General features: G+C 43.3%; 13 protein-coding genes. 8 read left to right on the forward strand and 5 right to left on the reverse strand.

Annotation, left to right across the window (positions count from 1 at the left end):
* The first annotated feature begins 127 nt into the window (after positions 1-127).
* From G8O23_RS16045 to G8O23_RS16065, 5 genes are all read left to right on the forward strand, one after another.
* Positions 128-3,016: a type I restriction endonuclease subunit R gene (locus G8O23_RS16045; RefSeq protein ID WP_235942321.1), complete on the forward strand. Its 2,889-nt coding sequence runs from the start codon at positions 128-130 to the stop codon at positions 3,014-3,016.
* Between the two features lie 74 nt (positions 3,017-3,090).
* Positions 3,091-3,978 (forward strand): energy transducer TonB family protein, encoded by an 888-nt coding sequence (locus tag G8O23_RS16050; protein ID WP_166366707.1) that lies wholly within the window; start codon positions 3,091-3,093, stop codon positions 3,976-3,978.
* 1,254 nt (positions 3,979-5,232) lie between these two features.
* Positions 5,233-6,105 (forward strand): alpha/beta fold hydrolase, encoded by an 873-nt coding sequence (locus G8O23_RS16055; RefSeq protein ID WP_166366709.1) that lies wholly within the window; start codon positions 5,233-5,235, stop codon positions 6,103-6,105.
* Complete coding sequence (locus G8O23_RS16060) at positions 6,095-6,637, forward strand: hypothetical protein (protein ID WP_166366711.1); 543 nt, start codon at positions 6,095-6,097, stop codon at positions 6,635-6,637. Before G8O23_RS16055 ends, G8O23_RS16060 begins: the two co-directional genes overlap by 11 nt.
* A 356-nt stretch (positions 6,638-6,993) precedes the next feature.
* Positions 6,994-8,712: an SWIM zinc finger family protein gene (locus tag G8O23_RS16065; protein WP_166366713.1), complete on the forward strand. Its 1,719-nt coding sequence runs from the start codon at positions 6,994-6,996 to the stop codon at positions 8,710-8,712.
* Positions 8,713-8,805: 93 nt separating this feature from the next.
* Here the strand turns inward: G8O23_RS16065 and G8O23_RS16070 are convergent, their stop codons facing one another.
* From G8O23_RS16070 to G8O23_RS16085, 4 genes are all read right to left on the reverse strand, one after another.
* Positions 8,806-9,186, reverse strand: coding sequence for a hypothetical protein (locus G8O23_RS16070; protein WP_166366715.1), 381 nt, complete (start codon positions 9,184-9,186; stop codon positions 8,806-8,808).
* 93 nt (positions 9,187-9,279) lie between these two features.
* Positions 9,280-9,690, reverse strand: a complete 411-nt coding sequence (locus G8O23_RS16075) for a hypothetical protein (protein WP_166366717.1) — start codon at positions 9,688-9,690, stop codon at positions 9,280-9,282.
* A 27-nt stretch (positions 9,691-9,717) separates the two neighbouring features.
* The gene (locus G8O23_RS16080; protein ID WP_166366719.1) at positions 9,718-11,154 is read right to left on the reverse strand and encodes an ankyrin repeat domain-containing protein; all 1,437 of its coding nucleotides are present in this window, start codon (positions 11,152-11,154) and stop codon (positions 9,718-9,720) included.
* 34 nt (positions 11,155-11,188) lie between these two features.
* A complete protein-coding gene (locus G8O23_RS16085) occupies positions 11,189-11,896 on the reverse strand; it encodes an SDR family NAD(P)-dependent oxidoreductase (protein WP_166366721.1) in 708 nt (235 codons plus the stop codon).
* A gap of 146 nt (positions 11,897-12,042) precedes the next feature.
* On the opposite strand from G8O23_RS16085, the gene G8O23_RS16090 reads away from it, so the two are divergent.
* Positions 12,043-12,648, forward strand: coding sequence for a hypothetical protein (locus G8O23_RS16090; protein WP_166366723.1), 606 nt, complete (start codon positions 12,043-12,045; stop codon positions 12,646-12,648).
* 73 nt (positions 12,649-12,721) lie between these two features.
* On the opposite strand, the gene G8O23_RS16095 is transcribed toward G8O23_RS16090, so the two are convergent.
* The gene (locus G8O23_RS16095; protein WP_166366725.1) at positions 12,722-12,922 is read right to left on the reverse strand and encodes a cold-shock protein; all 201 of its coding nucleotides are present in this window, start codon (positions 12,920-12,922) and stop codon (positions 12,722-12,724) included.
* A 401-nt stretch (positions 12,923-13,323) separates the two neighbouring features.
* Here G8O23_RS16095 and G8O23_RS16100 point away from each other — a divergent pair, with 401 nt between their 5' ends.
* Positions 13,324-13,842 carry an FKBP-type peptidyl-prolyl cis-trans isomerase gene (locus tag G8O23_RS16100; RefSeq protein ID WP_166366727.1) on the forward strand — a complete coding sequence of 173 codons (519 nt, stop codon included), beginning with the start codon at positions 13,324-13,326 and terminating at the stop codon, positions 13,840-13,842.
* 141 nt (positions 13,843-13,983) lie between these two features.
* Complete coding sequence (locus G8O23_RS16105) at positions 13,984-15,297, forward strand: dicarboxylate/amino acid:cation symporter (RefSeq protein ID WP_166366729.1); 1,314 nt, start codon at positions 13,984-13,986, stop codon at positions 15,295-15,297.
* Positions 15,298-15,611: the final 314 nt, after the last annotated feature.

Consider the following 15,611-nt stretch of genomic DNA (forward strand, 5'->3'; position numbering starts at 1 on the left):
TTTTTTGTTAATAAAGCACCTATTCTTTAATTTCAACTACAATCCTGACCTTATATTTCTCAATTTCAATCTGTTAATCTTCCGAACATGACTGGGCAATGCCCCCGATTACAGCCCCGAGCTGGGCTTGTTTAAATACGGTGTACTAAAGTTCCTGCAGGAGTCGCAGCCCAAAAAGTGGGAGAAAATTGCCACCATTCACGGGGCTGATGTGGATAATAGGGTTATAAGCCGATTGGTTAAGGAGATGGAGCTGCGGGGTAGTTTGGATGTGCTTCGCAAGGGCTTTACCGATTACGGGGTGAAATTCCAAATGGCCTACCTAAAACCTGTTTCGGGGCTAAACCCCGATGCTTATAAGCTTTATCAATCTAATAGTTTAAAGGTTTTTAGGCAGGTTTACTATAGCAATACCAACAAGAATTCTGTTGATATTGTGCTATCGCTCAACGGTGTTCCCGTGGCAACCATCGAGGTTAAAAACCAGTTTACGGGTCAGGATACCAGCAACGCCAAAAGGCAGTACAACACCACGCGCGATAGTAAGGAGTTGCTATTCGCATTCAAAAAAAGGGCGTTGGTTCACTTTGCGGTCGATCAGGACGAGGTGTTTATGACCACCAAGGTTGATGGTACAAAAACCCGTTGGCTACCATTCAACAAGGGCTACAATAATGGTAAGGGCAATCCGCCTAACCCCAAGGGCTACCGAACCTCATATCTATGGGAGGAGATACTAACCAAGGATAGCTGGATGGAGATAATCCATCAGTTTGTCCATCTGCAAACTGAGGAGTTTGAGATTGAAGGGCGAACCATAAGGAAAGAGAAACTTATTTTCCCTCGTTTTCATCAGCTCGATGCCGTTAGGGAGATTGGCGCCGACGTGCTGGCCAAAGGAGCCGGCACAAATTATCTGGTGCAGCACTCAGCCGGATCGGGCAAGAGTAACACCATTGCTTGGCTTGCCTACCGTCTATCGAGCCTGCACGATACGCTCGATAATCGCCTTTTCGATAGCGTAATTGTGGTAACCGACAGGAAAGTTCTCGATCAGCAGCTGCAGAACACCATCTATCAATTTGAGCATAAATCGGGCGTTGTCCAGAAAATTGATAAGGATAGCCAGCAGCTTGCTCAGGCACTTGGCTACGGCTCAAATATCATCATAACAACGCTGCAAAAGTTTCCCTTTGTAATCGATAAGGTGGGCGATTTGCCCGATAGAAAGTATGCTGTAATTATTGACGAGGCGCACAGCTCGCAGGGTGGCGAGGCCAGCAAGAAGATGAAGGAAGTACTAGCAGTCAAATCGCTTGAGGATGCACAAGCCGAAGACGATTCAAATGATTACACTGATGAGGACTATATCCGTGAGCAGATAGAGCGTTCGGCTACTATTCGGGGTCAGCACGGTAACATATCATTCTTTGCCTTTACCGCCACGCCAAAGTATAAAACCCTAAAGGTTTTTGGCTATACCGACAAGGATGGTAAGCCAAAGCCATTCCACCTTTACGCAATGCGCCAAGCCATTGAGGAGGAGTTTATTCTTGATGTGCTGGAGAACTACACTACCTATGAGCTATACTTCAAACTTAATAAGGCCATTGAGGAAGATCCCCAGCTGAACAAGAAGAAAGCGTCGAAGGCCATTGGCCGATTCGTGTCGTTGCACCCGCACAACCTGGCGCAGAAATCGGAAATTATTATTGAGCATTTTAGGCAGATAGTTGCTAAGAAGCTAGGCGGTCGTGCTAAAGCTATGGTGGTAACAGGGTCGCGCTTACACGCCAAGCGTTACTACGAGGAGTTTAACCGCTATATCAAGGTAAAAGGGTATCAGCATAATATCAAAATTTTGGTGGCGTTCTCGGGCAAGGTAATCGACGATAATTTCCCCGATGGCGTATCTGAACCCGAGCTAACAGGATTTGGGGAGAAGGAACTCCCCAAGATTTTTGATAAGGAGGAGTACAAAATCCTTATTGTTGCCGATAAGTACCAAACAGGGTTCGACCAACCCTTGCTGCACACCATGTATGTCGATAAGAAATTATCGGGCGTAAAGGCTGTGCAAACGCTATCAAGGGTTAACAGAACCTATCCCGGCAAGGAGGATACCTTTGTGCTCGATTTTGCCAACGATAGGCAAACCATCCTAGACTCATTCCAGCCATACTACGAAATAACCACCATAAAGGAGGATGCAGAGCCAAATCACCTGTACGATTTGAAAACCAAGCTCGACGAGTTTCAGGTTTACTGGTATTCGGAGATTGATGCCTTTGCAAATATCTACTTTAACCCAATTACCAAGCTGAACAGCGCAAGGGATCAGAAGAAACTCTACGCACTAACCGATCCCGCAGTGGATAGGTTTAAGGCCATTGACGAGGAGGAGAAGCGGGATGAGTTTAAGAAGATGCTCAGAACCTGGACCAACCTTTACGCATTCCTTTCGCAAATAATGCCCTTTGCCGATGCCGATCTGGAGAAATTCTATGCATACGCCAAGCTACTGCAAACCCGTTTGCCCAAGAGAGATTTGGCCGAATCGTTGCAGCTTACCGATGAGGTTGCCCTGGAGTATTACCGCTTGCAAAAGATAGCCGAGGGAGCAATTGGTTTGGATAAAGATGCAAATGGCGAATTAAGCGGAACGCTTGAGGCAGGCTTAAAACGCCCCAAGGACGAGGAAGCCAAACTATCTGAAATTATTAATGTGCTAAACGATAGGTTTGGCACCGAGTTCGAGGAGGCCGATAGGCTATTTTTCGACCAGATTGAAACCGAGCTTATGCAGGACGAAACCTTACAAAGCCAAGCCAAGGTTAACAAAATAGATACGTTCAAATATGCCTTCGAGGATTTATTCCTAACCAAGCTAATCGACCGTATGGATCAGAATCAGGATATTTTCGAGAAGATCCTTGAGGACAAAGCCTTTGGCGACCTGGTTAAGGAGATAATGATGAAGAGCATTTATAGTAGGATGAATGGGGTGGTGGGGTAGTTTACCAATTGAGATTATTGGTTATATTCTATGGGTATGCAATTGTTTTAACTACAAATATAATCATAGAAAAAATGAGAAAGTATCTAATTACTCTATGCTTAGCACTATTCATTGTGCTATCACTAAAAGGCCAAAATTTATTCTTTATTGGTGAGAATAGTTTCCCCTGCACTGAAAAAATTGCTCTACAGTCTAATGCAGAAGATGGCAGTGACTTGATTATATTGTTCGCTAAAGACGGTAAAACAGGACTTTTGGGAGTTATAACTGAATCGAGTTTCGGTTCACAATTTAGCGATAAGGTAATTATTTATCTTGAAGATGGTAAGGTGTTAACTTGTACTAAAAAGAGAGCAAGTGATCTTGTAGATAACCTTTCCAAAGCTGCTTTCCCTTTGACAAGTGATCAGTTAGAAAAATTAAAAAACAGTAATATTCATACGGTAAGGTATTCGTTAGAACTGAATACTCTCGAAGGTCTTTTGCTGGGAGAAAGGAGTTGGACTGCCTCAAACACAAGGATTCACACCAATTCATTAATAGCTAGATTTTTTTATGAAGGTAAGACGGGGGAGACTGTCTTATATAAAGAACAAGCCACTAAAGTAGTTGAAGATAAGCCAAGAGAATTGGATAGAAGCCAGTTGTTCTCAGGCCAAGAAAGCAGCACAGGAGCAGGCGACGGCATCAGTTTTAGTTTAGGTGGTCGTTCTGCGCTAAAACTTCCAACCCCAGAATACCCACCCAAAAAAAGCGGTACGGTGGTGGTAGAGGTTACCGTAGACAGAAATGGTAATGTTACTAATGTAAGGGGAGGTGTTAGGGGTTCAACAACTAACGACACCGAGTTAATAAATGCAGCCGAAAGAGTTGCCCACAGGGCAAAGTTTGATGTGAGCCAAAAGGCTCCAGCATACCAAACCGGAACTATAACCTACGTTTTTAGATTGCAGGATTAATCGTTCTGTAAGAACTGTATTAATCTAGGGTTGATTAATTAGCAAAAGTCATTTTTGACTTAAATAATGTTTCCTTGTCAACCCCTTAAGCAAAGCTAGCCCACGTTCCAGCTTTGTCAAGGGTATACAAGCGATGTCTTGTTGTTTTGTTCATTTTGGTATCATCGCCCTTGACAAACCCTCCACTTATACCAATGTGCGTTCCAAAGGACAATGTCGAATTGGAACGCCACAGAGGTATAATGCCGATAGACATTCAGCTTAATTTTTATAATGGCTCAAGTTAAGGTCTTCCTAGAAAGAGCATAAAAATTAAAATGCTGAATGCTAATCGGTATTGGGGCTTTTGGTGGCTTAAGGTTTGAACAAGGAGGGGATTGTATGCCAACGAAACCAATTGGAGTTATTCTAATCCAACATTATTGCGATTTCATTCCCATAGCTTTATGAATCAAAAATGCTTAAGGACTATTGCTAAGCCAATAAATGTTCACTATATTTTCGTGTTCACGTGCACGTGAACATAATGGGTGTGAAACAATAATAATACATATAGCGGTTGATGCTCTCGAGAGAGCTTTCAACAGCTTTTGGGATTGATGAAATAAATAAGGAAAAAGAGTGAAGTGTTTTTCCTATAGCTAAATCTTTTTAGGGATTTGCTTGGCGAGTACCCAGAGATAAGAATTTAATATCTTTGTTAAAGGGGATAGCTTATTTTGTTGTGGGTAAGATGGGGTAAGACAAAAAATATTTATCATACCCTATTCAATCGTAGGGTTGGCAAAGGATTCCGTGATTAGGGTAAGATGGGTAGCTGGTTTTTGCAACTTTTTTATAAAATTTCAACTAGTTTTTCATTCAAAAAGGATGTTTTTAGACACCTATTCGGTTACCTATTAAGATTGTGGATTTTGAAAAGCCTATAAAATAAGGGCTGTGTAAGATGCGTTCGACTCCCTCCAGCTCCACGAAAACGAATTCAAATGAATTCAAAACGCTCTAAAACATTCGGTTTTAGGGCGTTTTTTGTTTTGGGTTGCATTCAGATATATCCAGATGAGATGTTGATTAATCAATATGCACTCGCCCTCATATGAAGTTACAGTGTTAAGTAATAGTTGTTTATGGGTGTTTGTAGTAGATGCTACCATTAATCTGTATTTCTGTATTGCAGCATTGGCTACCAAATCATTTGGTGACCGCTTTTTTGCATTAGTTTTTATCTTTGCATTTGTTACTCATTGTTTTGATATGGTTAAAAAGAATTCTAAATTTAACTTTTCTGCATACTGTGCACCCCGAGCAACTTGGATTGTTGAACTTGTTAAGATAAATGCTGATGTAAGTCTTCGTGTTGTAACCTTCACGCCAAGCGTAAATGATAATCTGCCACCAATTGTTCTAATCCCCGGACTAGCTGGCGTTATCGATAGTTTTAAGGATTTGCTGGTAGAGCTAACATCTACGCACACCGTTTACTATGTGGAGACTAGAGAGAAGGGGTCTGCAAAAATTACCTCGCCTGTAGGTTTTACTGTTGCCGATATCGCTGCCGATATTCCCGTTGCGATTCAAGCGCTTGGATTGGCCGATAAAGACTATATTATGATTAGCTACTCATTAGCGGCCTCGGGAACTGCAGTTTTGCTGGCAAATCAATTGTTAAGTCCAAGTTTGGCTGTACTGGTTCAGCCCTCGGCAAGTTTTCCTTGGCCTCGCTGGTTGCTTGGGCTGACCTGGGTGGGTGTACCCCTTTACGGAGTAATTAAACCTTTTGTAAAGTGGTATATGCGCAGTTTTACTATCGATATAAATGACGATAGGGAGATTTACGAGATAAATTGTCGCAATCTCGATCAGGCCAACCCAAAACGATTAGCCGCTACCGTGCGGGCCATGGCTCGGTTCAGTATATGGGAATACCTGCCAAAAGTTGAAGCAAACTGTTTGGTGATTGGCGCCTCAAAGGATAGTTTCCATAGCCACAACGAGGCGTTAAATATATCCAAGGCAATTAGGGGTTGTAGGTATATCGATTTGTTTGACAGTAGGCGCTCGCATAGCAAGGAGATTGCTGGGGCAATTGTGGAATGTTTTGTTGAACACTCAAGAAATGAAACGTAGTAGATCTGAAATTAAAGAGTTGGTTAGCTCCTACTCAAAAAGCGAGCTGGCCGAAATGGTTATTGCAATGGCATCGCGCAAGGAGTATTACGACTTCCTATCGGTGCATTTTTTCGATAAGCAGGAGGGCGAGGTAGAATTGTACAACAAGGCCATTGAGGATATCGACAAGCTGTGGGTTAAACGTTACAAAGGGTTCTCCGAACAGATTCGTTTGGCTAATATGATTGGTGCTTGCAATAAGCGGGTAAGCGAGTTTGCCAAAATATCAAAGAACAAGAAGCTAGAAGCTGATTTACTTGTGTATATCCTTGACGATTTGTTTAAACATTATCAAGGATTGCTGGGCACATGCTTTACTCCTTTTGATACCAAGGTCGCATCGACAGTGCGCAGGGTGATAACCCTTATGAAGAAGTTGCACCCCGACTACCATATCGAGTATGAGGAAAAGGTAAATAGCTACCTTGATGTAATACATAGAAAGTCTGACCATTTAGATACAGTTTACAATATGCCAAAATCTATATAGATAAGGAACTATCTAAAGCCGACAAAAAAGTTGCACGAACAATTATCGAGAAAGGGCTGCAGCAGGAATTTGAGAATGGACTAAATGAATTTTACCAACTGCTTAAAGATTGGAAGGCGAACTCAACCGATAATCGTGATGTTTACCATGATCTTTATGGTCGAGTAAGGGAGTTCGACAAGCACATCGCATAGCGTTACGATAGGATGAGTAGAAGAAACTACATTTTTATTGTTGCAAACCAACTAATTGAAGGTCATGTAAAGGACGAGGACCTGAGTGGGTTTTCGGACGAAGCCCGGAACTATGTTTACAGAATTCTAAAGTTAAGAGAAGAACCTGATGAATAGTTTGATATGAAAATACCATTAGACACATTTGAGCAGTATATCGATGAGACTATACTGAAAAGAGGCTTACAGTATTTTAAAAAAGGATATGTTGGTGAGCCCGAACTAATTTCCCCAGGCGAGTTCGAGGTGCTTGTTGAGGGTACCGAAACCTATGTTGTGAACTTAAAGATTGACAACAATGAGGTGACAGAGTTTGTGTGTACCTGTCCCTACGATTTTGGCCCCGTTTGCAAGCACGTGGTGGCAGCTCTTTTCTACCTTCAGAAAGATGAGTTAGGTTTAGAGGTAAGGGGATTAAAATCAGCAAAATCTTCGGCAAAGCCAAAGAGCAAACGCAAGAGTGTGGCCGAACAGGTGGATGATTTGCTGGATATAATGCCGCATGAAGAGTTGAAAGATTTTGTTCGCGAAAAATGTGAAAGCGACAGGAACTTCAGGCAACTGTTTGTGGGGCTGTATGCATACAAGATAATTCCCGAATCAAAGGAGTTGTATGCAAAGCAGGTTAAGGCTATTCTCCAAGATGCTATGGGCCGAAAGGGTTATATCGATTACTACGAGGTAAGGAATGTAGGCAATGAGGTTTATGAAATGGTGCAGAATGCCGAGCAACTGCTAAATTCAGGGAATACCGAATCGGCAATGTATATGGCCATTGCCATTCTGGAGGAGATGACCAAAGCTCTCGACTATTCCGACGACAGCAATGCCGATATTGGAACCAGTGTTGAATCCAGCATCAGTATTCTTTATTCAATATCAGAATTGGAATTGCCCGAGAGGATTCGAAAATATCTTTTTGAATACTGTATAGAATCTTACAAGAAAAATATTTACGCAGGTTGGAACTGGCACTCTTCAATGCTTACTATTGCTGTGGAGATTCAATCGTCTGATGAGGAGGTAAAACAAATATACGAGTTGCTTGATACCATAAAGCCCAAAAGAGATGATTTGGGTTGGGATTGGGATTACAGGCAAGCACAGCGTATTAGGTTAAGTTTAATAAGAAAAACAGAGGGTGAGGAGCAGGCCGAAAAGTATATGGAGGAAAATATTTTGAACTCCGATTTTCGTAAGGCCGTTATAGAAAAGGCTATTGCCCAAAACGATTATGCGAAGGCCATCTCGCTTTGCCAGCAGGGCATTAAGGCCCACAAAGGGAAGTTTGAGGGATTGGTGACTAACTGGAAGGAGTTGCTGCTTAAAGTTTATCAACTGCAGAATGATATTAACAAAGTACTTGAACTATCGCGAACATTGTTTCTCGAAAGCCATATGGAGAGAAAACCTTACTTTGATGTACTTAAAAAGAATATTTCTAAGGAAGAGTGGAATGGTTATGTTGATGGGCTTGTCATGGAACTTAAAACCAAGAGCCGGTGGGGCGATTCCGCCACCGTGGCGCAGATATATGTTTGGGAGGAACGCTGGTCCGATTTGCTTAACATTGTAAGAAAAGATGTTTCGCTCCGCGCCATCGATGTTTACTCTAAGTACTTGGTTAAAGAGTTCCCCTCGGAGATGGCCGATCTTTACCAGATGGCAATTCTAAAGGATATGGAGGTTAATGTGGGCCGTAATCATTACCAAAATGCTTGTCGCTATTTGCGAAGGATGATAAAGATGGGAGAGCGAGACAAGGCCAATGTTGTGATTGATGAACTCCGAAGGCTATACCCCAAGCGCAGAGCGCTAATGGAGGAGTTGCAGAAGGTGTAGCAAACATCTCAATGGATTTAATTGTCAGCAGAAATTATAATTGAAACTTTATGAGTCTCTCATGGGGCTTTGGCAGTAATAGGTACTATACTGTCAGTTGGCGATTCGCATATTAGCTATGGCTCCCGACACCCAGTAGCAGGGTTCATTACACGATTCGTAATCGTAAAATATTTTCGTTTCAATCTTGTTGAAAACAAATCGTGTTCTACCATCAACCTTGTACTTTGCAACTACGGTGTACACTGTCTCATTTTCAATGTAGATGTAATGAGTTTCCTTGCTGGCAACCTCTTCTAGCACAATTGCTTCGTTCTCGGGTGGGCCTAAGTAAACCGTTATGGGGACTTCAGTGTTTTCTTCGTTAATGGAAAGGTGCAACTTAACCCATGAGTCAAGAGGCTTGTCGGGGTAGCATTCCGAACAATTAAACTCCAAGAGGTTTTCGATGCTGCAGCTTTTTATTAACACCATTGCAATAATTGTAATGATAATCAAAAGCTTTCGGGAGTATCTGAATGTACTTTGAGTGCTTAGGTGTTCCATGGAGTAAACAGATGTGATTGGTTAATCCTTCAGTCTTAGGTCGATAACAGTATTGCTTACTTGGTAGCATCTGCCCGATTGCGATACGGACATTTCTATTCCGCTAACCACCTGATAGGTCTTGCCATCCTTCTTGTAGTATGCAATAACCGTGTACTGCTTGTTGGTTTCGAGCCAAAGTTCCCTAGAGTACTTGTTCAGCTTCTTTTCGTATCTAAGGGTATTATTCTCCATCGTACCCTCATATACTGCCACCGTAATATTTTGGTTTTCTCCGTTTAGGGTTATCAGGGCCAATACACCAAAATGTAACGGCTGTTTCGATAGGCAGTTGGAACGATTTTCCCCTAGTCCACAGCCCTGCAGTGCTAAAATCAACACAAGTAGTAGCGGGTATACTGGGTAAACGAATATCGATTTTTTACTTGTCATACTCTCTCATCCTTCAACTTGGAGTGCTTAGTACCAGTCAATCCTTTTCTTTTTAACCTTTGACTTTGTTGGGTCAATAATGAATCCTGTAGTGATGCTAAACGATAGGGGAGACTCTTTTAGATGATCCATGGTGAGCAAATGGAAGCTTGCCGATAGGTAAAACCAATTTCTAGCTAATGTCGATTGAATTTCGGGTGTAATAAAGTGATAGGTTTTGGCCTTATAAACACTGCTCTCTACATTGTACTTTCCCCACGAAGTAACCCCTTTTACCCCTACCGAAAAGCTTACTGTCGATTTTTTGCGGGTAGTGAACTGCGCCAGATCTTTTGCAATGCTTAAACCAACAGCGTATCGCCGCTCAAAGAACTGATACGTGGCATAGGTGTCTTCAACAACAATGGCCTTGGTGTAGGGCCTTAGCCCTAAGTCTATTGCAAAGCTAATACCGTAGGGCAATAGGGTGGTGTTGGCTCCAATGGCCATAAAAAAATCGTTGCTATTGATGGTGTTTTTAACGTATGGGGCTACGTAATGCAGCTGAATTTTTTTTGACAATGGGCTTCCAATGCCATCTAAGGTAAGCGCTAACTCTTTTAATCCGTTTCGGTTAGCCAAGTCGGCATAGCTCATTTCGGGAGGGAGGTTGTGGAGTGAGGCTTTCTGCTCAAGCAGAAATATTGCTGCTTCCTCCGATTTGTTTGCTATGGCTATAGCCAGGGCAGTAACGCCATTGTTGTTCCTCTTGTCAATATCCGCTCCATAATCGGTAAGCAGACGCATCATGGTGGTGTCGTTAAACTGAGCAGCAACCATAAGTGGGGTTACCCCACTGTTGTCGGGTTTGTCCACATCGGCCCAGTTCTCAAGCAGGTAGTCGGCTGCCTCTAGTGCACCAGAGTATACCGAAGCCATTAGGGGTGTGTTACCAGAGTAGTCGGCCGAGTCGATATGTGCTCCGTAGTATAGGAGGAGGTAAGCCATATAGGGGTATCCGTAGGCACTGGCGTAATGTAAGGGCGAGACCCCTTGGTTATTTGTGGGGTGCGGATTTGCATTGTTTAGCACTAGCAACTCGGCAATGCTATCCTTGTGGCTTGCAGTGGCAAAGTGAAGGGCAGTTAGCCCTTCGGGATTAGGGGTATCTAGCTCTGCTCCATAAATCATCAGCTCGCGGGCAATCTCGTAATGCCCTCGCTGTGCGGCATACATAAGTGCTGTGGTGCCATACCACTCGGTGTTAGGGCTAATGCCATACTCTAGTATTCGTTTTACATTCTCGTAGTTGCCCGAGTCTACCTGCTGAACAACAAAAAGCGAAACATCATCGATATACAGATTTTGCTGCTTCTCTTCTTGGGAGAATGTGGAAAACCTTGGGAGAACTTGGCTGTTGCCTTGCTGTATTCCAATTAGTACAGTCCAGAAAAATATAAGTGCGTAATATTTGTTTAGCTGCATAGTAAGGGCTAGCAATGGTTTTTTACAATAATATTTATGGTGTTGATATGGTAACTGGAAGTATCTTTCCGTTGAAATACCTGTTGCCGGTTAGTGCAAAGTTACATATAAAATCGGCCATCTCGGCGGCCGATGTTGGTGCTTTATAGCCAGGGAATGCCTCTGCCAGCATCTCGGTGGCAACGGCTCCAAGGGCAAGGCAGTTAAATGCAATGCCAGCCTCCTTTTGCTCCTCGGCGAGGCATTCGGTGAGGATGGCCAGCGCTGCCTTGGTGGCCGAGTAGATTGATAACCCAGGGAACTTTGCGCTACCCTGAAATCCGCCCATACTGCTAATATTTACCACGTGCGACCCTTGCCTCATCATTGGCAAAAGCAGCTTTATGAGCTGAGCTGGAGCCGCAAAGTTTACGCGTATCATACGCCACAAATCATCATCGGATAGGTTGAGCAGATGGCTGTTTACCAGCAGGCCAGCATTGTTTATAAGGATATCGATATGGGGAAGGCGCTTTGCGATAAGTTCCTTTAGGTTGGTGTTGGCCAGATTGTCCGAAGCCAAATCGAAAGGGATGGGGTAGAGCTTGGCCTGTGGGTTAATCTCCTCGCATGTATTGCGCAGCATTTCGAGCTTCGACTCATCTCGGGCGATGGCAATTATATGGTGATTTCCGTGTAAGGCAAACTTGGTGGCAAGCTCAAAGCCGATGCCCTTCGATGCTCCGGTGACAATTATATTCATACAGCATTTAGGTTTGCGGGTTAAAACAAAAGTAGTAAACTTCCGTTGTAAATAGATGGTGGTTTGTCTTTTGTTGGTCTTTTTGTAAGCAAAAACTATGCTATTTTTGTGGTTTTATAAGGTGAGAAATGAATTAAACTTTAGCTATGGGAGTAATATATCGCATTAAGCAGGGGGTGTTGATGCTTGTTGTGCTTGGTTCTGTTGAGGTTATGGCGCAAGGTTCAGCTGTTAAAACGCCAGCAAAATTTTCCGATAAGCTGTTTTGGGGCGGTTCGCTGGGGCTTACCATTGGCGATATAACGCAGGTTGATGTTATCCCAGTAGGGGGGATTTGGGTTATACCGCAATGGTCGGTTGGGGTTAGCGGACGCTATAGCTACTACAGGCAAAAACGATACTTTTGGGGTGAGGCTGCCTCGGCTTACCATAGCCATATATGGGGTGGCTCAGTATTTACTCAGGTTTTACCAGTTCCCGATTTTAGCGAAATACTTCCGGTGAAAATGCACGGTGGCATCATGCTCCATGCCGAGTACGAGCGCTTGCTTATCGATAGGCGGATGATCGATCCTTTTGGTTCATCCATAAGCGGAAAAACTTGGGTAGAGCTGTTCCTGGCTGGGGTTGGCTACAGGCAGAAGCTGGGCGATAAGGCTGCGCTCAATATTATGCTGCTGTGGGAGCTGTCGGGCAGCAGCTACTCGCCCTATCCCCAAAACCCTATGATAAGGGTTAACTTCACGTTGTAGAGCAAAACATTATATAACGAAAAAAGGCTTTGGTTACCAAAGCCTTTTCGCGTACGTATATAGAATAACTCCTTTATTCTATAACATTAACGTTGGTAGCCTGAGGGCCACGCTTGCCTTCGGTGATTTCGAATTCTACATCTTGACCTTCGTCTAGACGCTTGAAACCTTCTTTAGCAATGCCTGTGTAATGAACAAATACATCATTGCCTTCTTCAGTTTGAATAAAGCCAAAACCTTTAGCTGCATCAAACCATTTTACTTTTCCTTTCATAACGAATTGTGAAAATTGATAAATAAATTATAATTACTACATTACAAAGGTGATGATTTGATTTGATTTTCCAAGGCTTTTTCAGTTTTTTTTTAGTCGATTTCGGTTTTTAGGCCGTTTTTCTTGGTTAAGAAGCATATAGTCAGGTGTTTGTGTAGATTTATGTCTTTGGTTTGTGGAGAACTTTCTGTATGTAAACCAAGCCTAATCAAACATTTATGTCGCAAGTACTCATGTACCCTATCAGGAGAATGTCTATATCTATAGCCCCAAACGAAGGGTTAAAGAGTGCAAACGTGATAACAATCAGCCACCCAGTTTTGGTATTCTTAAATTTATGCCGTTTCTTTGAGGCGAGTTAATCTTACTCAGTAAATTACTAATCAATAAAATATAGTTTCATGAACGTTTCAAAAGACAAGGTTGTATCAGTTAGCTACGAGCTAAAAGTGGATGGTGAGATTGTTGACCGGGCAGAGGTTGAAAGCCCAATGCAGTTCATCTACGGAAATGGCACGTTAATTCCCTCGTTCGAGAATAATATCAAGGATATGACAGCTGGTGATAGCTTCGATTTCTCAATTCCTGCCGATCAGGCTTATGGTGAGGTTATGAGTGAGTATATCCTTAAGTTACCCATCAATATATTTGAGCGCGAAGGTAAGGTTGATCATGAAATGCTTCAGGTTGGTGCACGCCTGCCCATGGTCGATCAAGAAGGAAATCAACTTAACGGCTTGGTGGTAGATGTGAAAGAGGATCATGTAGTAATGGATTTTAACCACCCACTGGCTGGTCAGGATCTGCACTTCACTGGTAAGGTTGAAGATATTCGCGACGCCTCTGCCGAGGAGCTAACCCATGGCCATGTGCACTCACATGATCATGACAAAGGCCACGACTGCGGATGCGGTTGCTAACCCCATAGAAATACTTGAACAAGAAGCCGGTTTTTGCCGGCTTTTTTTGTGCAATTTCCCGAAAAATAAAGGCGTTGTGTAAACTTTTATTCCTCAAAAGCATCAAAATCGATATATTTGACCATAAAATAAATGACTAGTATGTGGAATAGACTACCTCTTTGGGCTAAAATACTTATTGGGATGCTGGTGGGTGTTGTGGTGGGCATTATTGCAGTTTCAACGGGTATTGGCTGGTTTGTTAACGATTGGATTAAGCCTTTTGGCTTAATATTTCTCAACCTGCTCAAGCTGGTGGCAATGCCCCTGATATTTGCCTCGCTGGTTACCGGGGTGTCCGGACTGTCCGACATTACCAAGCTATCACGCATTGGCATCAAAACCATTTCGTACTATCTGGTAACCACTGTAATAGCCATAACCATTGGGTTGCTCTTGGTTAATATCCTTAAGCCCGGCAAGTCGTTTCCCGAGGAGAAACGTATTGAGATGATGGAAATGTACGCTCATGATATTGAGGGGCGTAAAATTGCTGTAGATAATATTAAGTCCGATGGCCCACTACAATTTCTGGTGGATATTGTACCCGAGAATATTGTTGGTGCAGCAGCCAACAATGCCAATATGCTACAAGTAATTTTCTTTGCCATCCTTTTTGGGTTGGCGTTGGTAATTGTTAAAAATCCCAAGGTTGAGGTGGTGAAAGATTTTGTGGCAGGGCTCAACGAGGTAATCCTTAAGATCATCGATTTCATTATGCAGTTTGCCCCCATAGGGGTCATGGCCCTGTTGGCTGGGCTAATTGTCGATTTCTCGGGCGATAATGTTTCCGATTCGCTTCACCTGTTTGCCACCCTGGGGCTTTACGCCCTTGTGGTAATTGGCGGCTTACTCTTTGTGGCGCTGGTTATCTACCCAACCTTTCTGAGGCTATTTGCAGGCATTCGTTTTGCCGATTTCTACAAAACCATGTTCCCTGTTCATCTGGTGGCGTTCTCCACCAGTTCAAGTGCGGCAACGCTTCCTGTCACCATGGAGCAGGTGGAGAAGGGTCTCGGCGTTAGCAACGATGTGGCCAGCTTTGTGCTGCCCATAGGCGTAACCATAAATATGGATGGTACCAGCCTGTATCAGGCTGTGGCAGCGGTTTTCATAGCGCAGGTTTTTGGTATTGATCTTACTCTTGGGCAGCAGCTTACCATTATCCTTACGGCAACGCTAGCCTCCATAGGATCGGCAGGTGTGCCAGGAGCAGGAATGGTAATGCTTATCATTGTGCTTAACGCCGTGGGGCTCCCCGTTGAGGGCTTGGCGCTAATCCTTGCCATCGATCGTCCGCTGGATATGCTCCGCACCGTACTTAATGTTACTGGCGATGCCATGATCTCCACCATAGTGGCCAAAACTGAACGGGAGATTGAGTACGTTCCGGGGATGATTGAGGATGCAGAGTGAGTCCATTGAAAGATTGAACGCAGATTACGCAGATTTTTTGGATTTACGCAGGTAAAGAAGTATTAATTACCCAATGTCATTTAGTTAACAGAGTACGAGGGTATCTCAAAAGCCTTTTGTGGAACTTTGTGAAAACCTCTGTGGAACTTTGTGCTATTTTTTAAAGTGCTATTACACAAAGATCCCAAAGAAGTAACAAAAAACACAAAGAAAAACACTACTGACCGACTAATAAATATAGATTTCTCGCTTCGCTCGAAATGACAGTACTTTCAAGAGGTCTAAGGGGGTGAAGGCGGCGTAGCCGCCTTCAC

The organism is Perlabentimonas gracilis (genome assembly GCF_011174675.1).
Lineage (GTDB): Bacteria > Bacteroidota > Bacteroidia > Bacteroidales > Tenuifilaceae > Perlabentimonas > Perlabentimonas gracilis.